This window comes from Pseudoduganella dura, from assembly GCF_009727155.1.
Classification (GTDB): Bacteria; Pseudomonadota; Gammaproteobacteria; order Burkholderiales; family Burkholderiaceae_D; genus Rugamonas; species Rugamonas dura.
Genome location: NZ_WNWM01000002.1, coordinates 6,861,713 through 6,886,169, shown reverse-complemented (window position 1 = coordinate 6,886,169; position 24,457 = coordinate 6,861,713). Strand labels below are relative to the sequence as shown.

The following is a 24,457-nucleotide window of genomic DNA, read 5'->3' as shown; positions in this document are numbered from 1 at the left end:
GGGCGGCGATTACCGGCTCCCCCTGGTAAACGCCGCTCTTTCGAAGGGACGCCGCCGCGTGGCGGCGCTCCCTTCTTTTTTTATTTCGCACACCATGCAAAATCCTTCCTTCACGATTTCCGGCGACCGGTTCATGCTGAACGGCGCACCGCTGCGCGTGCTGTCCGGCGCGCTGCATTATTTTCGTGTCGTACCCGGCCAGTGGCGCGACCGGCTGCTCAAGCTTAAGGCCATGGGCCTGAACACCGTGGAAACCTATGTCGCCTGGAACCTGCACGAGCCCCGGCCCGGCGCGTTCCGTTTCGACGGCGCCCTGGACCTGCCGGCCTTCGTCCGGCTGGCGCAGGAGCTGGGGCTGTACGTGATCGTCCGGCCCGGGCCCTACATCTGCGCCGAATGGGAATTCGGCGGCCTGCCGGCCTGGCTGCTGGCCGATCCGGCCATGGAAGTGCGCTGCTGCTATCCGCCTTACCTGGCGGCGGTGCGGCGCTTCTACACCGCGCTGCTGCCGCAGCTGCTGCCGTTGCAGGTGCAGCACGGCGGGCCGATCCTGGCGATGCAGGTCGAGAACGAGTACGGCAGCTATGGCAGCGACGCGCAGTATGTGGAATGGGTGCGCGCGCTGATGGTGGAACTGGGCGTGGCAACGCTGCTGTTCACGTCCGACGGCGCTACCGACTACATGCTCGCGCATGGCACGCTGCCCGATGTGTTCAAGACGGCCAACTTCGGTTCGCGGGCCGACGGCGAGTTCGCCAAGCTGCGCGAATACCAGCCGCGCGGCCCGCTGATGTGCATGGAATTCTGGAACGGCTGGTTCGACCATTGGGGCGAACCGCACCACACGCGCGAAGCGGCCGACGCCGCGCAGGCGCTCGACGAGGTGCTGGCGTCCGGCGCTTCCGTCAATGTCTACATGTTCCATGGCGGCACGAACTTCGGCTTCATGAACGGTGCCAATACCGATTTGGAAACACGCGCGTACCAGCCCACCGTGAACAGCTACGACTACGACGCGCCGCTGGGCGAAGCAGGCGAGCCGACGGAGAAGTTCCACGCGTTCCGCAAGGTGATCGAACGATACGTCGATCTGCCGCCGATGGCCCTGCCGCTGCCCGCCGCGAGGCTGCCGTCCACCACCGTCCGCTTCACGGGCAGTACCGCGCTGGCCGATGCGCTGCCGGCGCTGGCCGCGCCGCGCCATGACATCGTGCCGCGACCGATGGAAAGCCTGGGTCAGGACTACGGTTTCATCCTGTACCGCACCGACATCGTCCATCCGCCGGGCAGGGTGGTGCTGTCGGTCGAACGGGTGCACGACCGCGCGCAGGTATTCGTCAACGGCGTGGAGGCAGGCGTGGTCGAGCGCAATGGCGGCGGCACGCTGGAACTCGACCTGCCCGCAGGCCCGGTCAGGCTGGAACTGCTGGTGGAGAACATGGGGCGCGTCAACTACGGGCCGGACCTGCAGGACCGGAAAGGGCTGCTGGGCTGGGTAAGGCTGGGTATCAACAAGCTGTATCACTGGACGATGTTCCCGCTGCCGTTGGACGAACTTTCGGCACTGCGCTTCGGCACGGCGGCGTGCGCCGGCCCGGCGTTCCACCGCGCCGTGTTCGACGTGGCGGAACCGGCCGACAGCTTCCTGTCGCTGCCGGGCTGGAACAAGGGCGTGGCCTGGATAAACGGTTTCAACCTGGGCCGCTACTGGGAGCGGGGACCGCAGCAGGCGCTGTATGTGCCGGCGCCGCTGCTGCGGACCGGCGAAAACGAGTTGATCGTGTTCGAGCTGCATGGGGGCGCCGGCGACGCGGTGTTGGCGTAACCGCAGCATTTGAGGCTGCTGGTGTCGGATTTTTTTTCCGGGTGGTGCTTCCGGAAAATGTGTCAAACACCGGTTTTCCGCTGCAGGCTACCGGAAACCGGTGCGCACGCGTTCCGACTTCCGGCGTGGAAAACCGGTGTCCGACACCGTTTCCGGATAATTCCCGGAAATAGTGTCCGACACCAGGCGCGACATCAGACGCTCACGAACCGTTGAATCTGCCATCCCGCGTCAGTAATAATCCACCACCAGCGCCGGCAGCGGCGCGGTGCCGTTTTCCCGGGTCGGGTATTCCACCCAGCCGTTCGCGCCGTAGTTCGCGGCCGCCTCCACCCGCACCGACAGCAGCTTGTCGCCACTTTGCGCGGCGGTCGCAGCCGACGTCACGTCCAGCGTCGCGTAGGTGTTCACCGCGGGCACGGTCCACGTGCCCAGCGTGGCGATGTCGGCCGGCCGGCTGTTCCAGGCGACACCCGTTTCAGCCCACGTATCGGCGACCTGCAGCACGTTGTGCGTCATCGCCGTGCCCTGGCCGACGAAACGCGGCGCCAGCTTCAACGTGGCGGCGCCGATCGTGCCGTCGATCGACGCGAGGTCGAAGCGTGCCAGCGCCTGCCGCGCGTAGCCGGGCGCGTCGTTCTTGACGGTCATCGTTGCCGCGCTCCCGTAATTTGTCGCGCCATACGTGCCGTCGCGCAGCGTGGCATCCGCGACCGGCCGCAGCGTCTTCGTGCGCAGCAGCCTGAAGCTGGCGCCGAACGACTTGCCGGCAGCGGCGTCGACGTCGACCGTGAGCCTGATCGTCGGCTTCAGCTGGCTGACCGTCACGCCGGCCGATGACGCGATCACCGCGCCCGCGGCGCGGGCAACCTCGATGACGATCGTGCCGGTGTTGGCCTGGGTGGGGTCGGCCACGGCCACCTGCAAGACGTTATCCGCCTCCTGCGTGATCACCGCCGCCTTGCGGTTGCTGGTCAAGTACGGCGCGCCGTCGACCTGCACGGTCTTGTCGGCATCGGTCCAGAAATGCGCGCCGACCAGGCCGAGGGCCGTATCGCGCACCGCCGTGGCCGTGGCCGAGCGCTCCAGGATCGTGACGCCTGGAGCGGCGGCATAGGCCGCGGCCTGCGCCGCGCTGCGGCCCGGCAGGATCACGTAGGCATAGCTGCCGGATGCCGGATCGGTGCCGTGGGGCAGCGCCAGGCTGTGGAAGTGGTTCGACAGGCTGGCCGTGCCGCCGCCGCTGGACATCGTCTGCCACGTGGCGCTGCGGGTTTCGCGCAGGCTGTTCATGGTGGGCGCGTCGGGGAAATACCACGCCACGTCGGCGCCGGGCACGTTGCCGGCCAGGTGCGCCCAGCGCACGGCGGCCAACGCCGTGCCGCCGCCCGGCGCGGCGGGTTGCGCGGCGCCGTTGACGGTGAAGGCATTGCTGCCGTCGGCATTGAGCTTGCTGTTCTCGACAATGGTTTCGACGGGGTTGCCCGACCCTGCGCCGCCCGTGCTGGCGATGCCGGCGCCGACCGCCACGATCCGGTCGCCGAACATGAACCATGATTTCTTCCCCGTGAGCGTACTGCCGGTCACGCCCGACGTGGCGAAGTCCATGCCGATTGCCGCGTACTTGCCGGCCAGCGCGGCGCCGCCGGCCCAGTTGCGGGTGTTCGGGTACTTCTTCCAGGCCACCGGCGTGCCGCTGCCCGAACGGTCGGTGGTGGTGCCGGGCAGGCGCCGCTTGTCGATGGTGGGCCAGTAACCGTTCAGGTACCGGGCCTGGTCGGCGTCGTACAGCGTGAGCATGCCCATGCCGGTCCACCAGCCGGCCAGGTTTTCGCCGTTGCCGTATTCGAAGGCCGAGATCCGGTTCGAGAACAGCGCCAGGCTGGCCGCGAAACCGGGGCCGCGCTGCACAGCGCGGTCCATCGAGGCAAAGACGTTCACGCCGGCGGGCTCGGGCGCCGCCTTGACGTCCGGATTGGCAGCCAGCGCCTTCATCAGTGTCATTTCATAGACCGGCAGCGGGGAGTAGACGCCCGCCACCGCCGTCGGCGTGGCCGCGAAATAGCTGGCGCCGAAAGTCGTATCGCGCGCCATCCAGCCCTTGACCGCGGCGTCGATGGCGGCGCTCTGCTGCGGATACGTGGCCGCGCCGGCATGCGTCAGCCGCACCAGCGCGGTGACGATGCTGCGCCCGGCCGTATGATCGGTGGAGTACTGGCGCGCGATGCCGCGGCCGCGCACCGCATCCATCATGGCGCCATCGTGGATCAGCGGCGCGAAGGCGTTGATGCTCCAGTCGTATACGTTGGTCACGTTCGGGTCGGTGAATGCCCATGTTGAACCGGTCAGCAGGTACAGCAGCTTCGACATGTCGTCGATGACCGCCGGGCCGTAGGAGCCCGTGTACGGCACATATTCATGCTGGACGAAGGAACCGTCGCGGTAGAAGCCGTCGCCGGCCGTCACGTACAGCAAGCCGGGGCTGATCGCGTCGCGGCCCTGGACGATCTTCGCCGCCGATTTGCCCAGCACGCCGCGCAGGATCACGGCCAGCGCCTTGTCCAGCAGGTTGGCGCCGGTTTCGGTGGTCAGCGCGGTGCCGTCGGGCCTCAGCCGCACCGCGGGGTCGGGTACGAACTTGTCGATCGCCTTCAGCCAGCTGGCGCGCTGCGCGGTGGAGAGCTGGCCGTACATCAGCGTCATCGTGCCCGTCAGCGATTGGGGCGTGCCGATGTGCCAGTCCCACCAGTTGTCGTAATACGTGACCGTTTCGTTGTAGCGGTTCGCGTACAGCCAGTCGAGCGCCGCGACGATATCGGCGGCCAGGGCCGCATTGCCCTTGAGCGGCGAGCCGGTGGTGGACCAGGCCAGCGCCATCGAATGAAGGCGGCCGTAGCTGTTGGTGACATGGGCCGACGTGGCCGTTGCCGCCAGGTCGCTCCACAGGAATGTGCGGCCGGCGCCCTTGTCCATCGCGTTCCAGTGCAGCTGCGCGTTGGCGGCGAGCGTGGCCACGGCCTGGGCGATGTCCGGATCGCCCGTGTCGATCGCGACGCCGCCGGTCAGGCGGGTCTGCCACTTCGTGCGCAGCGTGTCGTATTCGTCGGCAAGGGCGGTGTGGGGAGCGAGGGCCAGCGTGGCAAGCGCCAGCAGCACTGCCAGCACCTGCGGCGCCGGCACGCGGCGGCTCGGGGAGGTAGGGGATACGCGGGATGGTCGGGTCAACATGTGCTCTCCATTGTCGGTGGTCATGCATTCTGTGGCAATCATCGGTAACGTTATCATTCGGAGCCCATGAATTCGTTGCATCCTGGGATAACTGGGGCTAATATACGCCGAAGAGGCGGTAACGTTAACATTTATGTTCAACTTTTCAGGGCGACAGGCATGGCGGCGATCTCGTTACAACAGGTGCGCAAGTTCTACGACAACGGTTTTCATGCGGTGCGCGATTTCAGCCTCGATATCGGCGACGGCGAATTCGTCGTCTTCGTCGGTCCGTCCGGCTGCGGCAAGTCGACCACGCTGCGCATGATCGCGGGACTGGAAGACATCTCGGACGGACTGCTGCGCATCGGCGGTACCGTCGTCAACGACATGGAACCGAAGCAGCGCGATATCGCGATGGTGTTCCAGAGCTACGCGCTGTATCCGCACATGACGGTGCGCCAGAACATGGGCTTCGCGCTCAGGCTCGACGGCGTGCCGAAGGCGGCGATCGCCGAACGGGTCGACGAAGCGGCACGCATGCTGCAGCTCGATCACCTGCTGGAGCGCCGGCCGAAGGAACTGTCCGGCGGGCAGCGCCAGCGGGTGGCGCTGGGCCGCGCGATCGTGCGCAAGCCGCAGGCGTTCCTGATGGACGAGCCGCTGTCGAATCTCGATGCCAAGCTGCGCGTGGAAATGCGCGCGTCGATCCTCAAGCTGCACCGGCAACTGGGCGTGACCACGGTGTATGTCACGCACGACCAGGTGGAGGCGATGACGATGGGCGACCGTATCGTCGTGATGAAGGGCGGCGAGATCCAGCAGGTGGCCAGCCCGATGGAACTGTACGATCGGCCCGTGAACGTGTTCGTGGGCGGCTTCATCGGTTCGCCGGCGATGAGTTTCCTGGAAGGCGAACTGCGCGGCGGCAGCGTGGCCGGCGACGGCTACACGGTGCGTTTGCCGGCCGGGATGGCCGCGCGGCTGGCGGCGTGGCCCGGGCGCGCGGTCAAGCTCGGCGTGCGTCCTGAAATCTTCTCGCTGGACCCGACGGCCGGGGAGGCGCTGAACGCGGTGGTCGACGTCGTGGAGCCACTCGGCGCCGAAACCATCGTCAGCCTGCGCGTGGGCAGTGGCAGCGTGGTGGCGCGGCTCGATGGCCACGTGAAGCTGGTGCCGGAACAGCCGGCCACGCTGTACCTCGATGCCGAACGCCTGCACGTGTTCGATGCCGCCAGTGAGGCGAACATCGGCCTCGGCCCGCGGGAGGGCGCATGATGCCGGCGCTGACCCTGCTGGCGATCGACGAAGGACGCCAGCGCCTGCACCTGGTCGACACGGGTGACGCGGCCGCCGGCTGGCAGCGCGACCTGGCCGACTTTCCGCTGGCGCGCGACCTGCAGCGCATTGGCCGCGACCGCGCGCTGATCGGCTTCGAGCGCGGCTTCATCGAGATCGATATCGGCAGCGGTGCCGTGCTGCGCACCTGTGACCGCTGGCGCGGCGTGACGGCGGCGCATCGCCTGCCCGACGGGCGCACGCTGGTGACGGGGATGAACCTCGATGGCAGTACCAACGGCATCAACGTGGTGACGCTGGATGCCGACCTGCGCGAAACGGCCTCGGTGCGCCGCGAAGGCGACTACGTGCGCCTGATGCGCCCGGCCGGCGACGGCTACCTGCTGTGCACCAACGACCATATCCTCGAAACGGACGCGGCGCTGCGGCCGCTGCGCAAGCTGGCCGCGCCGGGCTTCGAGCACGCGTGGAAAGCCGAGCGGCTGGCCGATGGCGGCACGCTGGTCTCGGCCGGCTATGGCGCGTTCATGGCATGCTTCGATGCGGGCGGGGCGCTGGTGCGCACGTTCGGCGCGGCGGGCCAGGTGCCGGAAGAGGTGGCGCCGTTCTTCTACGCGACCTTCCAGGTGCTGGGCGACGGCCGCATCGTCGTCGCCAACTGGCAGGACCATGGGCCGGAAAACGGGCACAAGGGGCGGCAGCTGCTCACCTTCGATGCGGAAGGCCGGCTGCTCGACGCGTGGTCGGACCCCCAGCGGATCTCGTCGCTCCAGGGCATCCTGGTACTGTGAGCCGGACAAGGGAAGGAGGGTACCCATGAGCCGGATTCCACGCCGCCGCTTCCTCGGCGGCACGGCCCTTGCCGGCCTGCTGGGCGCCATGCCGCCGTTGCTGCGCGAGGCGCTGGCGGTGCCGGCGCGGCGTTCCACGGGCACCCTCGCCGATGTACGCCATGTCGTCATCCTGATGCAGGAAAACCGCTCGTTCGACCATTACTTCGGCACCCTGGCCGGCGTGCGCGGTTTCGGCGACCGCATGGCGATTCCGCTGCGCGACGGCCGCACGGTGTGGCAGCAGCACAATGGCCGCCGCATCGTGATGCCTTACCGGCTGGACGCGCGCGCCGGCAATGCGCAGCCCGCACTGGACCTGCCGCATGCCTGGCCCGATGCCCAGGCTGCCTGGGACGACGGCCGCATGAACGCCTGGCCGCGCGCCAAGACCGACGCGGCGATGGCGTACTACACGCGCGACGAACTGCCGGTGCAGTTCGCGCTGGCCGACGCATTCACGCTGTGCGATGCGTACCACTGCTCGCTGCAGGGCGGCACCAATCCGAACCGCCTGTTCATGCTGACGGGGACGAACGATCCGTCCGGCCGCCATGGCGGGCCGGCCATCGACAACCGCATGGAAGGCTTCGGCCCGCCGGAGCAGGGTTTCACATGGACCACCTATGCCGAGCGGCTGGAGGCCGCCGGCGTCGGCTGGAAGGTCTATACCGACATGGCGGACAACTACGACTGCAACATGCTGGCCACGTTCCGCCGCTTTCGCGAAGCGCATGCCGCGCGCCCGCATCCGCTGGCCGACAAGGGCGTGAGCAGCACGCTGCGGGGCGGCACCCTCGATGCGCTGCGCGAGGATGTGGTGCACGGCCGCCTGCCTCAGGTGAGCTGGGTGGTTCCGCCGCGGCTGTACTGCGAGCACCCGGGCCCCTCCACGCCGGTGCAGGGCGGCGCCTATACGCTGCAGGTGCTCGAAGCGCTGCTGGCCGATCCCGAGGTGTGGAGCGGTACCGTGTTCCTGCAGATGTATGACGAGAACGACGCGTTCTTCGATCATGCGCCGCCGCCGGCGCCGCCCGCGCTGCGCCGCGACGGCACCCGCGCGGGCAAGTCGACCGTTGCCTTTGCCGACGAATGCCACGCCGACGGCCAGCTGTATGGCCTCGGCCCGCGCGTGCCGATGCTGGTGATGTCGCCGTGGAGCAAGGGCGGCTGGGTCAACTCGCAGGTGTTCGACCACACGTCGATCCTGCGCCTGCTCGAGCGCCGCTTCGGCGTGATGGAGCCGAACATCGGCGCCTGGCGCCGTGCGGTGTGCGGGGACCTGACGAGCTGCTTCGATTTCGCGTCGAACGATGCGGCGAGGCCGCGCCTGCCGGCCCTCGGCATGGCGCAGGCCGACGCCGTGCGCGCACGCCAGCGCGCCGGCCCCGCCATCGATGTGCCCGCGGAAGGCGCGCAGGCCGCGCCGCGCCAGGAATCCGGCACGCGGCCGTCGCGTGCGCTGCCGTACCGCCTCGAAGTGAGCGCCGAACCGGGTGCGGACGGCATCGCCCTCCGGTTCGCCAACACGGGTGGCGCGGGCGCCGTGTTCCATGTCTACGACCGGCTGCGCCTGGGCGGCATCCCGCGGCGCTACACGGTGGAGGCGGGCAGGGAGCTGGACGACCTGTGGACGCCCCCGGCGCCGGCGGGGGCCGCGCCGTCCGCCGCCGTGCCGTCCGGCGCCTACGACCTGTGGCTGCTCGGCCCGAACGGTTTCCACCGTGCCCTGCGCGGCACCGGTACGCCCGACATCGCCGTGTCCGCGGTGCGCGACAACGATCGGCTCGTGCTGGACCTGCACAACGGCGGCGCCGTGCCGCGCGAGGCCACCGTCACCATGCTCGCCCATGGCGACCCGGCCCCGCGCATCGTGCGCCTGGCGCCAGGCACGCGGGAACGCGTCGTGCTTCCCGCGCCGTGGTATGACGCCGCCGTCAGCTGTGGCGGCGCGGCCTGGCGCTTTGCCGGCCGCGTGGAGACGGGCTTCGATGCCACCAGCGATCCGGCCATGGCCGTCACGCCCGCCCAGCCCTGGTGAGGCAGCCGGCAGCCGGCAAACCTGCACTTTTGTCCTGCACGACCGGCGTGCACGGCCAGGGTTTCGACCTGATGCCGGCCGCCTACCTACGCTTTCACCACACGATCCAACACCGCTGCGCAAGACATTTATTCCACCAAAACGTAGGTAAAAAACAACGGGGGATGATAACGCTATCGAAAACATGTAATGTCCTTCGCGCTGTTACGTTATTTGCAAGTCACTGTCGATGACGTTGCCACCGCGCCCTAGTGGACGGGGCGCATAGCAGGCTGTCGCTCCGAAATGAGCTGTCGATGCCTGAAGCAGCGAACCACGCCAAACGCTACGGATTACTACCGTAAATGGTAGCGCTATCGTTCGTCTTGTCACTTGGAAGGAAGCCGCAACAATGGGAAATCGAATAAAACCCGGCATGCCGGGCGCAGGAATCGGGCGGCTGACAGCCGTGGTCGGCGCGGTGCTGCTGCTGTGCTGCACGGCCGGCACGGCCGGCGCGGCCGAGCCGGTCCGCAAGTCGTACATCGTGCAACTGGTCGACAAGCCGGCCGCGTCGTATGCCGGCACGGTGTCCGGCATGCGGGCCACCAGGCCGGCGGCGGGCCAGCGCCTCGAAGCCGGGGCGCCGCACGTGCAGACGTATATCGCGTACCTGGAGGAACGCCGTGCCGACGTGCTGCGCACGATCGGCGCGGCATCGGTGACGCACCGCTACAACGTGGTGTTCAACGGTTTTTCGGCGCTGCTGACCGATGACGAGGTGCGCCAGCTGAAGAAGAACGGCGCCGTGGCGAAGGTCAGCGCCAACGTGCTGCTGCACACCTCCACCGGCTACACCCCGACATTCCTCGGCCTGAACGCGCCCGCCGGCCTGTGGCAGCAGCTCGGCGGGCAGGCCGGCGCCGGCGAGGATGTCATCATCGGCATGCTCGATACCGGCGTGTGGCCTGAAAACCCGGCGTTCGCCGACCGTGTCGACGGCGACGGCAGGCCCGTCTTCGAGGGCGGCACGCCGGCCTACGGCCCGCCGCCCGCGCACTGGAAGGGCTTTTGCCAGCCGGGGCAGGGTTTCACGACCTCGCATTGCAACAACAAGCTGATCGGCGCCCGGGCGTTCCTGCCCGATGCGCAGATGTCGAACTGGGAGTATGTGTCGGCGCGCGACAGCGATGGCCATGGCACGCACACGGCAAGCACTGCCGGCGGCGCATCCGGCGTGGCCGCCGGCATTGGCGGCGTGGGCTTCGGCAACGTCGGCGGCATGGCGCCGCGCGCCCGCCTGGCCGTCTACAAGGTCTGCTGGACGGCCGACTACGGCGGCGGCATGCAGAACGCGTGCCCGACCGACAGCAGCGTGGCCGCGATCGAGCAGGCCGTGCTCGATGGCGTCAATGTGATCAGCTTTTCGATCGGCAACTCGGCCGGTGGCGGCACGTTCGACGAGCCCACCGAGCAGGCCTTCCTGGGCGCGGCCAATGCCGGCGTGTTCGTCGCCGCGGCCGCGGGCAACCAGGGGCCCGGTTCGACGGCACCGGCGCCCGTCACGCACATCAGCCCGTGGCTGACGACGGTGGCCAACTCCACCCACAACCGCACCTACGCCGGCAACGCGAGGCTGGGCAGCGGCGTTGTGCTGACGGGCGCATCGATCAACGCGCACACGCCGTCCGCACCGCTGCTGCTGGCGAAGGATGCCGGCAAGCCCGGCACGTCGCCGGATGATCCGCGCATCGCCCAGTGCTTCGGCCCCGACGACCAGGTCGGCATGCCGTTCGATCCGGACAAGGTGAAGGGGCGGATCCTCGTCTGCGACCGGGGCGGCAATGTGCTGGTCAACAAGGTCGCCGCCGCCAGGGCGGCCGGCGCGGCAGGCGTCATCCTCGTCAATGTCGAAGGCGGCGCGACCACGCTGCCGGCGCAGCCCTACACGCTGTCGACGGTGCACCTCGACCTGGCCGGGGCGCGGCAACTGAAGAGCTACATCGCCGCCGCGCCGGCCAGCGCCACGGCGGCACTGGGCGACGTGCGCGCGGTCTACGATCCGGCTCCCACGGCGGCGCCGGTGGTGGCCGGCTCCTCGTCGCGCGGGCCGAACGTGGCCGATGCCAGCATCCTGAAGCCGGACCTGGCCGCACCGGGCACCGACATCCTGGCCGCCTACCTGCCGGTGATGACGGAGGAGCAGTTCATGGCCCCGTTCACGGGCGGCACGCTGGCGCCGCCGGCATGGGAATTCCTGACCGGTACGTCGATGGCGACGCCGCACGTGTCGGGCGTGGCCGCGCTGCTCAAACAGCTGCATCCCGACTGGAGCCCGGCCGCGATCAAGTCGGCCCTGGTGACGACCGCGTTCGCCACGCAGAGCGACGGCCGCGCCGCGCCGGTCGCATGGGATGGCAGCGCGCTCGATTCCGGCAAGCTGCCATGGGGGCAGGGCGCCGGGCAGATCGCGCCCACGGCCGCGGCCGACCCCGGCCTCGTGTATGACCTGGGACCGGACGATTACCGCCGCTTCCTGTGCGGGCAGGTGCTCGCCATGCCGCTCGACTGCGGCGGCGTGACGCCGCTCGACAGCACGGACCTGAACCTGCCGGCGCTGACCGCCGAGCGCGTGCTGGGCGTGGCCGAACTGCGCCGCACGGTGACGAACGTGGGCAACAGCCGCGCGACGTACACGGCAACCGCGAGCCTGCCGGGATTCAGGGTCGACGTGGCGCCCGCCGCGCTGACGCTGGCGCCGGGCGCGCAAGGCGCGTTCACCGTGAAGCTCACCCGCACCGATGCCCCGCTGCACACCTGGCGTTATGGCGCGCTCACCTGGCGCGATGGCGGCGGCCACAAGGTGGCCAGCCCGCTGATCGCCCGGGCGGCGGCGCTGGACGTGCCGGACACGGTGGCCAGCGAAGCGGCCGCCGGCAGCAAGGTCGTCGCGCTGCGCTCCGGCTTTGCCGGCGCCATCACCGCGCGCAAGGGCGGCCTGCTCGCGGCCGTGCAGAGCGAAGGCACGGTCGGCACGTCGAACAGCGGCAACACCTGCCCGTTCCCGTCGGAAGGCCAGACCGTCACCCCGGTCACGATCGCGCCGGGCACGCTGCTGGCCCGCTTCGCGCTGTACAACAGCGACACCAGCGGCGGCGAGCAGAGCGACCTCGACCTGGTGCTGGCGAAGGAAGACGGCACGGTGCTGGGCGCCAGCGGCAACGGCGGCTCGGACGAGATGCTCACCTGGCGCGATCCCGCGCCCGGCAACTACTTCGTTTGCGTGCTGGGCTATGCGCCGCAGGATGGCAGCGCCACGTACAAGCTGTCCAGCTGGATCGTCACGCCGGGCGCCGGCGCCAACCTGAAGGTGACGATGCCCGGCGTGGTCTACCCGAACCGGTCGGCCACCGTCGGCTACAGCTGGTCCGGGCTGGAGGCGGGCAAGCGCTACGTCGGCATGGTCAGCTACCTGTTCGGCGGCGCCAGCGAGGCCGGCACGCTGCTCGAAGTGGACACCACCGATCCGCTGCCGTCGTTCGCCAGCGGCCGCGCCCGGTCGAAGGCCCTGCACTGAATCTTTCACCCCCTGGAAAACACATGAAAAAACTCTTGCAGACCCCTGTCCGGCAGGCGCTGTTCGCCTGCGCGCTGCTGGCCACGGCCCCGGCGATGGCCGGCGTGATCACGTTCGACAGCCAGGCGCCGGTGATCCTCGGAGGCGGTGAAACGCTGGCCGAATCGGGATTCACGCTCGCCGCTCTCGATAATCCCTGGGGCATCGCCAACGGCGTCAACGGCCTGAGCGGCGCGATCCTCGACGGCGGCGATCCGTCCGGTTGCGACGGCATCGCCTGCCCGGCGGGCAACGCCAGCCTGTATTACGCGGGACTGAATGACAGCGCGCTGCGGCTGTCCCGGGCGGACGGCCGGACTTTCTCGGTGACGAGCCTGGACTTTGCGTTCCTCGCGCCGCAACCGGTCGATGCCGGCCTGCGCGGCCAGCTGGTGGTCAGCGGCACGCGCGCCGATGGCGCCACCGCCACGCTGGCGCTGGATTTACCCGGCCTCGACGCGAACGGCGCATATGCGTTCGCCACCGCGGCGCTGGACGGCTTCAACGGCGCCGCGTTCACCAGCGTGACCTTCAGCGCCTGCGTGTTCATCGAAGGCAGCTGTGTCAACTCGCTCGACCAGCCCGCCTACAACCTGGCCCAGTTCGCGCTGGACAACATCGATGCGACCGTCAGCGCGGTGCCGGAACCGGCCACGTGGATGGCGCTGCTGGCGGGCCTGGGCGTGCTCGGCGCGGCGGTCCGGCGCACCCGCCAGGCTTGACGGCACAACCCGATCCACACTGAGGAGAAAACGATGCAAACAACCACCCGACTGGCCCGCACGCTCGCGGCGACCGCGCTGCTCGCCGGCCTCGCGCAGGGCGCCAGCGCCGAAATAGTCACCTTCACCGGCGACACCAGTAACGCGCCCACCTTTACCCGCATCGAGGAAGACCCGAAGTCCTGGCCGGACGGCGCGGTCTATCCGGGCACGCGCTATCTCGCCTACGATGTGCATATCCAGGAAGCGGCGAATCCGTTCAACTTCGCCACCACCTGCGTGTTCGACTGTTCGATGTACCTCTATACGGGCGCATTCGATCCCGCCGATCCGACCAGGAACTTCTTCGCGGCGAACGGCAACTACGTGACGCCATGGGCGGTGGCCTTCGGCGGGCCGCTCGATCCGGGCCATTACACGATCGTCGTCACCGGCGAGGATGCCACCCAGTTCGGCAGCTTCAGCACCACCATCTCCGGTGCCGGGGCCTTCACCATCACGCCGGTTGCCGCCGTGCCCGAGCCATCGGCCTGGCTGATGCTGGGCGCCGGCCTGCTCGGCCTCGGCATCGCCGTCCGCAGGCGCGCCGCCCCATCCACCAGCACGAAAGGACACATCGATGCGATCCGCTAAAAAACTCCGCGCCATCCTGGCCATGGCCGGCCTGCTGGCCGCCGGCCTGCAGGGCGCGCGCGCCGACGTGGCGACGATCACCGGCGACACCACGTTCGGTCCCACGTATGCGCGGGCCGGTTCGTACGGCGGGCCCACGCCGGACTACGTGACCGCGGTGACCTACCGCGCGTTCAATGTCAGCGTCGACACCAGCGACTGGCAGTATTCGTTCCTCACGAACTGCGCCTTCAACTGCATGTCGTTCTTCTACAGGGATGCGTTCGATCCGCTGCAGCCGCAGAAGAACCTGATGTCGTCGGACGGCAGCGACGGCTTCGAGCTGACCTCCGTCATGGCGGCGATGGATCCGGGCAAACAGTACGTGTTCGTGGTGGCCGGCTACTACGACTACGACTGGGGCGCGTTCAGCACCACCGTGGGCGGCAAGGGGCTGGTCCATATCAGCGCGGTGCCGGAACCGGCTTCGGCGGCGATGCTGCTGGCGGGCCTGGCCGCGCTGGCGGGGTCGGGCATGGCCGCGCGCCGGCGGCGCCGGCGCTGACGCCACGACGCCCGGATGCACGGAAGGGAGCCGCCCGCATGGAGGGCGGCTCGCGCGTACGGTACAGCAGGAACATACTTCTCGGCCACGAAAGTGTATGATCGCTAACTATTTCGGCATCTCGCGCCGCCCCGGCGCGAATCGTGACCTGACCGTACTGCTACCGTATGACGCATATTTCTCCACTGTTCCTGCCCGCCGGCAGCCGCACGGCCGAGCTCATTCGCGCATTTCCCTGGGCCGATACCGCCCTCGGCGCGATGCACGAATGGCACCCCGGCATGAAGACCACCGTCGCCCTGATCCTGCAATCGCCGGTACCGATCGTCACGCTGTGGGGCCCGCTGGGCTACATGATCTATAACGATGCGTATTCCGAATTCGCGGGCGCCCGCCACCCCACGTTGCTGGGCTCCGAGGTGCGCAAGGGCTGGCCGGAAGTGGCGGACTTCAACGACAACGTGATGCGCGTGGTACTGCGGGGCGGCAAGCTCAGCTACGTGGAACAGGAACTGACGCTGCACCGCAGCGGCCAGCCGGAACCGGTATGGATGAACCTCGATTATTCGCCCGTCACGTACGAGGACGGCACGATCGGCGGCGTGTTCGCGGTGGTGGTGGAAACGAGCGCGAAGGTGCGCGCCGAGCGCTCGCTGCGCGAGAGCGAAGCGAGCCAGAAAGCGGCCGCGCAGGCGCTGGCGCGCATGAACGCCACGCTCGAATCGCAGGTGGCCGAGCGCACCGCCGAGCGGGACCGGATGTGGCGGCTGTCGAAGGACATCCTCCTGGTGGCCGGTTTCGACGCGCGGCTGACCGCCGTGAGCCCCGCTTTCACGTCGATCCTGGGCTGGCAGGCGGCCGAGGTGATCGGCCAGTCGTTCCTCGACCTGGTGCACCCGGAGGATCGCGAAACCACCGTGCGCCAGGTGTCGGCGCTGAGCGCGGGCGCCCACGTGTTCCGCTTCGAGAACCGCTACCGCCGCAAGGACGGCAGCTACTGTTCGCTGTCGTGGACCGCGTCGCCGGATGCCCGCTACATCCACGCGATCGGCCGCGACATCACCGCCGACATCGAGCAGGCCGAAGCGATGCGTCGCACCGAGGCGGCTCTGCAGCATGCGCAGAAGATGGAAACCATCGGCAAGCTCACCGGCGGCGTGGCGCATGACTTCAACAACCTGCTGCAGGTCATTTCGGGCAATCTGCAATTGATGGCGCCGCGGGTGGCCGACCGGCCGGAAGTGATGCGGCGCCTGGAAAACGCGCGCGCCGGCGTGGAGCGCGGCGCCAGGCTGGCCGGCTACCTGCTGGCGTTCGCGCGGCGCCAGCCGCTCGAACCGAAGGTGGTCAAGGTGAGCCGCCTGATCGCCGGCATGGAAGACATGCTGCGCCGCACGCTGGGCGAAGAGGTGGAGATCGAGACGGTGATGTCCGGCGGCCTGTGGAGCGCGTCGATCGACGTGGCGCAGGTGGAAAACGCCATCCTCAACCTGGCGATCAACGCGCGCGACGCCATGAACGGCCACGGCAGGCTGACCATCGAGGTGAACAATGCGCTGCTCGACAGTAACTACTGCGCATCCCACCTGGACGTGGTGCCCGGCCAGTATGTGATGGTGGCCGTCAGCGATACGGGCACCGGCATGAGCGCCGAGGTGATGGCGCAGGCGTTCGAGCCGTTCTTTTCCACGAAGCCGGAAGGCAAGGGCACGGGTCTCGGGCTGTCGATGGTCTATGGCCTGGTCAAGCAGTCCGGCGGCCACGTGAAGATCTACAGCGAGCCGGGGCTCGGCACGACCGTGAAACTGTACCTGCCGCGCACGCGCGAGGCGGAAGACGCCTACACCGTGCTCGATGCCACGCCGGCGACCGGCGGTACCGAGACCGTGCTGGTGGCCGAGGACGACGACGAAGTACGCGGTACCGTGGTCGACATGCTGACCGAACTCGGTTACCGGGTACTGAAGGCGCACGACGCGGCGGCGGCGCTGACGGTGATCGACAGCGGCATCCACGTCGACCTGCTGTTCACCGACGTGGTGATGCCGGGCACGCTGCGCAGCCCGGACCTGGCGCGCAAGGCCAGGGAACGGCTTCCCGATCTCGCCGTGGTGTTCACGTCGGGCTACACGGAAAACGCGATCGTGCACGGCGGGCGCCTCGACCCGGGCGTGGAGCTGATCGGCAAGCCCTATACGAAGGAAAGCCTGGCGCGCAAGATCCGGCATGTGCTGGCCGGCGAGCGGCAGCGCGCGCGCGTTCCCGGCGCGCCGGCGGTGCCATGGCCCGCCGGCGCCGTGCCGGTGGCGCCGCCGCCGTCCAGGCTGAAGGTGCTGCTGGTCGAGGACGAGGAAGCGATCCGCGCCAATACGCGCGACATGATCGAATTCATCGGGCACGAGGTGATCGCCGTGGCCAGCGCCGAGGAAGCGCTGGCGCTGCTCGGCACCCAGATCGACGTGCTGATCACCGACCAGCAGCTGCCCGGCATGCAGGGAATCGAACTGGTCAGGCTGGCGCGGCAGCGCGTGCCGCACCTGCATACCGCGATCGCCTCCGGCTTCGGCACGGCGCCCGACTTGCCGGGCACGCAGGCGCTGGCCAAGCCGTACGGGATCGATGACCTGCGGCGGTTGATCGGGGCGCTGGGAAAGGGCTAGGAATTTACCGGGATTTTCCTGGAAATCCACCCCGAAAAGTGTCAGTCCCCAGGATCCCGGCCCCCTGCGGCCAGCCGGCAATCCAGCGGAATATCGATCAGGAACGTGGTGCCGGCCGGCCCGGAGCTGTCGACGACGATCGAGCCGCCGTGGCCTTCGGCCACCGATTTGACGAACGGCAGGCCGATGCCATAGCCCGCCACCGGCAGCACGTTCTCGCGGTGCAGGTAGGCGAAGATGTGTTCGAACCGGTCGGTGGCGATCGGATTGCCCGTGTTGTGCACCGACAGCAGCAGCCGGCCGTGGGTTTCGGCCGAACGGATCGTGACCGCGTCGCCGTCGCCGTATTTCGCGGCATTGCGCACCAGGTTTTCCAGCGCCCGCTGCAACTGCACGAAATCCCACCAGCCGTGCACCGAGCCGCCTTCGATTTCGATCCGCACGTGCTGCGCGGAGAATTCCTCGCACACGGCACGCACCAGCAGGCGGATGTCGAACGGCGCGGGATCGAGCGGCAGCCGGTCCATGCCGGCCACCGTCAGGGCGTCGAGCAGCTGGGCGATCATGTGCCCGAGGCGCTGGCCGTTTTCCAGGATCTTGCGGGACGTGCGCCGCGCCGCGGTAACGTCGGTGGCCAGACCGATCAGCTCGGCACCGGACACGATGGTGGCCAGCGGCGACAGCATGTCGTGCGACAGCGTGGCCGCCAGCTTGCGGCGCAGTTCCTCGTGGATGGTACTGAACTCCCCGATGGCCCGGCGCTGCGCGATATCGATTGCCGCCTCGATATGGGCACGCTGGTACAAGTCGAACGACAGCCCGGCCGCGCCGGTCACTTCGTAGATCGCATCCCGGAACAGCTGGTATTCATGGATCACCTGTTCGGGGCCGTAATGCGTCATCCTGGCGCGTTCGCCGCCGTGCTGTTCCGCGGCGTTGTTGCCCTCCGTGGCCAGCAGGCGCGGACAGCCGGGAGCCAGGGTCCTGGCGATGCTGTCGTAGAAGGCGGGCAGGGTATCGGCCAGGATCGGCGCAGGCAGGTGACTGGCGCCGCGCACTTCGCGCCGTGCCAGCGCCATCCAGTGTGCGATGACGTCGTCGCGCAGCGCGAGTGCCCGCCGGGAGATCTCGGCGAGCGGCTGGCCGGATTGCTGGTCGGTTGCTCGCATCATGGCGCCCATTGTAGGCGGTGCAGCGGGTCCTTCCGTGCTTGACCGTACATAACGGCCCGCATGGCACCGACTCCCATGGCGCCGGCCCGCGGAGCGTCCCGAGCCGGCGAGTCAGGTCGTGCTCAGCGCACGATCTTCAGGCGCGCGATGTCATGCAGCGCCGTGTCGAGATGATGGCTTTCCGCTTCGGCGGTGGCGGTCACATAGCCGCGCGCATAGCTGAGCTCGCCGGACGGGCCGCGCGCTTCCATTTCACCCAGCAGCGTGCCCGCCACGGCCAGGTCGTTCAGCAGGCCCAGCTTGTCTTGCAGCCCCGACAGCGCGCGCACGTATTTCTTCACCGGCCTGGCGGGCAGCAGGTCGTGGAAGAACTCCGCCGCGTAGCGCGCCTTTTTCGCGGCGATGCGTACCCGGTGGCGCGCATCGGGATTGTCTTCGTCGAGCGCGTCGATGCGCTTGCGCAGGCGCTGCTGGGCCTTGTGCAGCAGCGGCGCCATCGCATCCGCCGCGCGCAGGGCCAGTGGCGAGCCCTTCGGCAGGGCGTCGCCGTCGCGCCAGCCCTTGCCGTGGAACCAGCCGTTCAGCTGCAGGATCAACTGGGTATAGCGGGGCAGGTACAGCGTCTGCACCAGCGTGCGGTGCAATTCGTCGCCCCGCTGCTGCGCAATGGCGCGCAGGGTGCCCGTATCCAGCCCGGCGATCCGCGGCAGCGTGGAGCCGGCCAGCACGTCCCAGTCGCGAGCCGCGCCGAGCTCGCCGGCCAGCCACTCCAGGCTCTCGGCCATCGGTTCGGGCAGCGGCGCGATGTCCCGGAACATGTCGAGCAGCGCGCGCAGCCGGCGCAGGCCCACGCGCATCTGGTGCAGGCTTTCCACGCTCTGCTTGAGCACGCCGGGCACGTTCGCTTCCAGCTGCTGCAGGCAGTTCAGGCCCATGCACTGCAGCGCGTCTTCCAGCCGCATTTTCTTCGTCAGGTGCACGGGCACCGCCTTCACCGGGGCCGGCGGCGCGATGTCGAGCAGCGCATAGCCGCGCGCGGCCTTGCTGTCGTTGGCGATCTGCAGCGGGATATCCTTGTGCAGCGACAGCGCCAGCTCGAACAGCTGCGTGGGGTCGCCCCGCTTCAGCTCGAATTCCAGCTCGCCGATCGGCGCGTTGCGCCCGCCCGCATGGATGTCGCCCGCATCGAGCACGCATTCCACCTGCCGGCCATCGGGCAACAGGATATTCCACCTGGTGCGGCGCGTGACGTTGTTGAAGACGGGGCGCAGGTTGTTGACGATGTTCGGCGAGCGCAGCAGCTCGGCGATGCGCTTCGTCTTGATCTGGCGCGCCACTTCCGCCGGTTCCGGCGCGGGCCCGGCCAGCGCCGATTCCCATTCGCCCCGTTCGTGCAGGCCGGCCGAGCCGCCGGACGCCGTCTTCACGGTCTGGATGTATGCCTCGTTGTCGGTGCGTACGCGCAAGGTCAGGCCGTTGTGCCACAGGTCGAGCTTCGGCGTGTCGTAGTAGGTGTCGCGCAGTTCGTGTTCTTCCGGCGTGGCGATCGCCAGCTCTGCCAGCAGCGCGTGCTCGCGCAATTTGGCCAGGTCGCGCTGGGCGACTTTCAGCTTCAGTTCGGTTTCCATTCGCTTCTCCATTCGTTTGCGCCGGCGCGGATGCGTACCCGGGCGTCAGTGTTGTCAGTCATGGGGGACCGGCAGGCGTCACTCCCGGTTCCCGGAAAAACGAACTATACTGTTTCCGGAACTCGGCCGTCGCCACGGACGGGCGGTGTGATTGTGTCGCTGCGTCACGATGCGGTCACATTGTTGCATTACCATTTGCAACCTATGTTCCATGTTCGCCCACCCGCGCGGTTTGCCCCGCATTCCTGGCTGCCCGCGCTCTGGCCCCTGCTGGCCGCGCTGGTGACGGCCGTCTACTGGTTCGCGATGGCCGCGCAGATCGCGCACGACCGCCGGCTTGCCGAGCGCGATGCCATGCGCGAAGTGCGCTCGTACGCCGAAGCGTACGAGCAGTACGTTACCCGTTCGATCGGCCAGCTGGAACAGGTCGCCGTCCAGCTCAAGCACGCGTGGGAGCAGGCCGATGGCCACCTCGACCTGGAGGCGCTGCGGCGCGACGGCATGTTCACCGATTCGGCATTCCTGGAAGTGGCCATCTTCGATGCCGGCGGCAAGGTGGTCTCCGCGATCCCGCGCAGGGGCCGGTTCGCCCTGCCCGCGGCCGGTCCGGCGCTGGCCCACCACCGGCAAAACAATTCCAGTGCGCTGCTGCTCGGCGCCGCGCCGGGCGACGCCGCCGGGCGCCAGCGCAACCTGCGCGCGACGTTGCGGCTGGAGTCGCCCGACAACGAGTTCGCGGGCATGGTGTCGTTCGTCGTCGCCGGCGACTACCTGACCGCGTTCTACAACGAACGGGTGCTGGGCATGCGCGGCCTGCTCGCGCTGGTGGCGGAAGATGGCGGGCTGCGGCTCGAGGGCCATGCCGCCGGCCGCCGTGAAACGCTGTTCGGCACGGCGCCCGCCGTCCAGGGCGGCGACGGCGGCGCCCGCTTCGATGGCGCCCGTTTCAGCGACGGCACGCCGCGGCTGCTGGCATGGCACCGCTCCGCCGTCTATCCGGTGGTCGCCATGGCGGGCAGGACGATGAGCGACGCGCTGGCCGGCGCGGATGAACGCGCCGCGGCGATGCGCCGGGTGTGGGCGGTGATATCGGCGGGCCTGATGCTGGCCGCGCTGGCACTGGCGCTGGCCACCCGGCGCTATCTGCTGCGCCGCGCCGGAGAAGAGGAGGTACGCACCGCCTACCGGGCCGCGACCGAAAACGCCAAGGACGGCTTCTACATGGCGCAGGCGGTGCGCGACACGACGGGCGCCGTGACCGACTTCATCGTGGTGGACTGCAACGAGCGGGGCGCCTCGTTCTACGGCGGCAGCCGCGACGATCTGGTGGGGCGGCGCATCTCGTCGATCGAACGCGAGCATGACGTGCAGATGCTCGATGCGTACCACGCGGCGATGGCCAACGGCATCCATGAAGACGAGCGCCAGATGCCGGCCGGGCGGCGCATGCAGATCACGTGGGGCCGCCGGCGCATCGTCCGTGTCGGCAACGGCCTGGCCATCACGCTGCAGGATATCAGCGAACGCAAGGCGTTCGAGAGCGAGCTGCTGTACCTGGCGAACTACGATTCGCTGACCGGCCTGCCCAGCCGGCCTTGGCTGACACGCTACGTGCCGCAGGCGATCGAGGAGGCGGCGGGGCGCAACGGCACGCTGGCGCTGCTGCTGGTCGACCTGGACGGCTTCAAGCATGTCAACGAGACCCATGGCCATGGCGCCGGCGACGATCTGCTCAAGCAGGCCGCGCTGCGCCTGGGCGGCCTGCTACGCCCGCAGGACATCGTGGCCCGCCTGGGCGGCGACGAATTCGTCGTCGTGATCTCGCCCGGCGGCGGGGACGACGAACTGGCCGCGATCGGCGGCCGCGTGGCGGCGGCGCTGTCCCGGCCTTACGAGCTGGGCAACGTGCGCTACACGATCGGCGCATCGATCGGCATCAGCTGCTACCCGCGCGACGGCGAGGACGCCGCCACGCTGCTCAAGCATGGCGACATCGCGATGGCCGCCGCGAAGCGCGACCGGGGCGGCAAGTTCCGCTTCTTCGATCCGGACCTGTACATCGCCGCCACCGCCCGCGCGCAACTGCGCCACAGCCTGCAGGGGGCCCTCGCGGCGGAACAGTTCGAGCTGCATTACCAGCCGCGCGTGGACCTTGCCACCGGCCGGCTGTGCAGCATGGAAGCGCTGCTGCGCTGGCGCCACCCCGACCTGGGCATGGTGCCGCCGGCGAAATTCATCCCGATCGCCGAAGAAAGCGGCCTGATCGGCCCGATCGGCCGCTTCGTCATCGAGGAAGCCTGCCACCAGCTGGCACTGTGGCGCACCGCCGGCCTGGCGCTGGTGCCGGTGTCGATCAATGTCTCGGCGCACCAGTTCGCGCACGAAGGCGTGCACGCGCACCTGGCCATGCACCTGGCGCGCCATCACCTGGCGGGGGCGATGCTGGAGGTCGAGATCACCGAGTCGGCCATGGTCGCGGAAGGCGTGGACGTGCAGCGCGAACTGGCCGCGCTGCGCGAGCTGGGCGTGCGCCTGCACGTGGACGACTTCGGCACCGGCTATTCGTCGCTGGCGCAGCTGCAGCGGCTGAACATGGACGTGCTGAAGATCGACCGCGCGTTCACGTCCGAGCTGACGGTATCGCCGGAAGGCCGGGTACTGTTCCAGGCGATCGTGTCGATGGCGAAGGCGCTGGACATGGCGGTGGTGGCCGAAGGCGTGGAAACGGCCGGCCAGCTGGAAGCGCTGGTCGCCCTCGGCTGCGACGAAGGCCAGGGCTACCTGTTCGCCGCGCCGATGCCGGCCCGCCAGGCCGGCGCGCTGCTGGGCCGGCCGCAGATGATGACCATGCCGGCGCGCTCCATCGAAATGTCAATGTAGCAATACTGGTTTCATTCCGTTACGAACGTCATGGCAGTGTCACAATTTCTTTCTAGAATGATCGGAAACCTTTGCGAGCCGTCATGACCGAATCCTTCAACCCGTCGCGCCTGCCATTGCCGCGCTTCCGGCCAGCCACCGCGGCCGACCTGTGCGTGCCGACGGCGTGCGTGCCGGCCGACGCCAGCAACGGCGACGTGCTGGCGCTGTTTACCGGGCGGCGCGAGCTGATGACGCTGCCGGTGGTGGAAGAGGGCCGGCCCATCGGGCTCATCTGCAGAAACATCTTCATGTCGCAGATGTCGAAACCGTTCTACCAGGAGCTGTACGGACGCAAGAGCTGCATCGCGTTCATGGACAAGGACCCGCTGGTGGTCGATGCCGGCCTGGGCATCGAGGCGCTGACGTTCCGCGCCGTGGAGTCCGGCGAGAAGGCGCTGGCCGACGGTTTCATCATCACCCGTGCCGGCCAGCTGCAGGGCGTGGGCTTCGGCCTGCAGCTGATGAACGTGGTTGCCGACATGCAGGCCGAGCGCAATCGCCAGATCATGCACAGCATCGAGTACGCCAGCGTGATCCAGCGCGCGCTGCTGCGCGCCTCGGACGATGCGCTGGCCGCCGCGCTGCCCGACGCGGGACTGGTGTGGCAGCCGCGCGACGTGGTCGGCGGCGATTTCTACCATGTCGCCCGGTACCCGGACGGCTGGTGCGCCGTCATCGCCGACTGCACCGGGCACGGCGTGCCGGGCGCGTTCATGACGCTGATCGCCTCGTCGCTGCTGACGCAGGCGCTGCAGGCGCTCGGGCCGCGCGATCCCGCCGCGCTGCTGGCGGAACTGAACCGCGGCGTGAAGGACATGCTGGGCCAGCACATGCCGGGGCAGCCGGCGGCGGTGCAGACGGCGGGAGGGCAAGCAGTTGGGGCGGGGTACGGGCCGGGCCAGTACAACAAGGGCGCGTCGCTGTCGAACGACGGCCTCGATGCGGCCGTGCTGTGGTTCGACGGCGCGACCCGGCACCTGTCGTACGCGGGCGCGCGCCTGCCGCTGTTCGTGCTGGCGCCGGACGGCGACGCGTTCGGCGTGCTCGAACCGGACCGGATGGGCGCCGGCTACGCGGAAACGCCGGCCGGCCATCGCTGGCCCGTGCACGCCGTTCACCTGCCGCCGGGCAGCCTGCTGTTTACCGGTACCGACGGGCTGTTCGACCAGATCGGCGGAGAGCGCGACATCTCGTTCGGCAAGCGCCGCGCGCAGCGCCTGCTGCTGGAGCGGCGCGACGACCCCGCGGCCGGCCTCGCGGCGCTGCTGGCCGCCGAGCTGGCCCGCTGGCAGGGTGGCCAGCCGCGCCGCGACGACGTGACCTTCCTGTGCTGCAGGCCATAGACGCCCCGGGGCCGCAGCCTGGCCGGATCGACGAAC

General features: G+C 68.9%; 14 protein-coding genes. 11 read left to right on the top strand and 3 right to left on the bottom strand.

What is annotated here, in order from left to right:
• The first annotated feature begins 94 nt into the window (after positions 1-94).
• Entirely contained in the window at positions 95-1,825 is a 1,731-nt protein-coding gene (locus GJV26_RS29630) for a glycoside hydrolase family 35 protein (protein ID WP_155712131.1), read from the top strand.
• Between the two features lie 231 nt (positions 1,826-2,056).
• Here the strand turns inward: GJV26_RS29630 and GJV26_RS29625 are convergent, their stop codons facing one another.
• Entirely contained in the window at positions 2,057-5,053 is a 2,997-nt protein-coding gene (locus GJV26_RS29625; protein ID WP_155712130.1) for a polysaccharide lyase family 8 super-sandwich domain-containing protein, read from the bottom strand.
• Between the two features lie 159 nt (positions 5,054-5,212).
• Between GJV26_RS29625 and GJV26_RS29620 the strand changes: the two genes are divergently transcribed.
• From GJV26_RS29620 to GJV26_RS29585, 8 genes are all read left to right on the top strand, one after another.
• A complete protein-coding gene (locus GJV26_RS29620; RefSeq protein ID WP_155712129.1) occupies positions 5,213-6,310 on the top strand; it encodes an ABC transporter ATP-binding protein in 1,098 nt (365 codons plus the stop codon).
• Positions 6,307-7,122 carry an NHL repeat-containing protein gene (locus GJV26_RS29615; protein ID WP_155712128.1) on the top strand — a complete coding sequence of 272 codons (816 nt, stop codon included), beginning with the start codon at positions 6,307-6,309 and terminating at the stop codon, positions 7,120-7,122. The genes GJV26_RS29620 and GJV26_RS29615 overlap by 4 nt, the downstream gene beginning before the upstream one ends.
• 25 nt (positions 7,123-7,147) lie before the next feature.
• Positions 7,148-9,202 carry a phosphocholine-specific phospholipase C gene (locus GJV26_RS29610; RefSeq protein ID WP_155712127.1) on the top strand — a complete coding sequence of 685 codons (2,055 nt, stop codon included), beginning with the start codon at positions 7,148-7,150 and terminating at the stop codon, positions 9,200-9,202.
• Between the two features lie 415 nt (positions 9,203-9,617).
• Positions 9,618-12,758 carry a S8 family serine peptidase gene (locus GJV26_RS29605; RefSeq protein ID WP_173346309.1) on the top strand — a complete coding sequence of 1,047 codons (3,141 nt, stop codon included), beginning with the start codon at positions 9,618-9,620 and terminating at the stop codon, positions 12,756-12,758.
• A 23-nt stretch (positions 12,759-12,781) separates the two neighbouring features.
• Positions 12,782-13,519, top strand: coding sequence for an NF038120 family PEP-CTERM protein (locus tag GJV26_RS29600; RefSeq protein WP_155712125.1), 738 nt, complete (start codon positions 12,782-12,784; stop codon positions 13,517-13,519).
• A 33-nt stretch (positions 13,520-13,552) separates the two neighbouring features.
• Positions 13,553-14,152, top strand: coding sequence for a PEP-CTERM sorting domain-containing protein (locus tag GJV26_RS29595; protein WP_155712124.1), 600 nt, complete (start codon positions 13,553-13,555; stop codon positions 14,150-14,152).
• Entirely contained in the window at positions 14,139-14,696 is a 558-nt protein-coding gene (locus tag GJV26_RS30415) for a PEP-CTERM sorting domain-containing protein (protein WP_229419502.1), read from the top strand. The genes GJV26_RS29595 and GJV26_RS30415 overlap by 14 nt, the downstream gene beginning before the upstream one ends.
• A 167-nt stretch (positions 14,697-14,863) precedes the next feature.
• The gene (locus GJV26_RS29585) at positions 14,864-17,356 is read left to right on the top strand and encodes a hybrid sensor histidine kinase/response regulator (protein WP_155712123.1); all 2,493 of its coding nucleotides are present in this window, start codon (positions 14,864-14,866) and stop codon (positions 17,354-17,356) included.
• A 41-nt stretch (positions 17,357-17,397) separates the two neighbouring features.
• On the opposite strand, the gene GJV26_RS29580 is transcribed toward GJV26_RS29585, so the two are convergent.
• Both GJV26_RS29580 and GJV26_RS29575 read right to left on the bottom strand, forming a co-directional pair.
• Positions 17,398-18,528: a sensor histidine kinase gene (locus tag GJV26_RS29580; RefSeq protein WP_173346308.1), complete on the bottom strand. Its 1,131-nt coding sequence runs from the start codon at positions 18,526-18,528 to the stop codon at positions 17,398-17,400.
• Positions 18,529-18,650: 122 nt separating this feature from the next.
• Positions 18,651-20,156, bottom strand: a complete 1,506-nt coding sequence (locus GJV26_RS29575; protein WP_173346307.1) for a CYTH and CHAD domain-containing protein — start codon at positions 20,154-20,156, stop codon at positions 18,651-18,653.
• A gap of 204 nt (positions 20,157-20,360) precedes the next feature.
• Between GJV26_RS29575 and GJV26_RS29570 the strand changes: the two genes are divergently transcribed.
• Together GJV26_RS29570 and GJV26_RS29565 are read left to right on the top strand one after the other, a co-directional pair.
• The gene (locus GJV26_RS29570; RefSeq protein WP_155712120.1) at positions 20,361-23,036 is read left to right on the top strand and encodes a bifunctional diguanylate cyclase/phosphodiesterase; all 2,676 of its coding nucleotides are present in this window, start codon (positions 20,361-20,363) and stop codon (positions 23,034-23,036) included.
• A gap of 83 nt (positions 23,037-23,119) precedes the next feature.
• Entirely contained in the window at positions 23,120-24,421 is a 1,302-nt protein-coding gene (locus GJV26_RS29565; protein WP_155712119.1) for a SpoIIE family protein phosphatase, read from the top strand.
• The last annotated feature ends 36 nt before the right edge of the window (positions 24,422-24,457 follow it).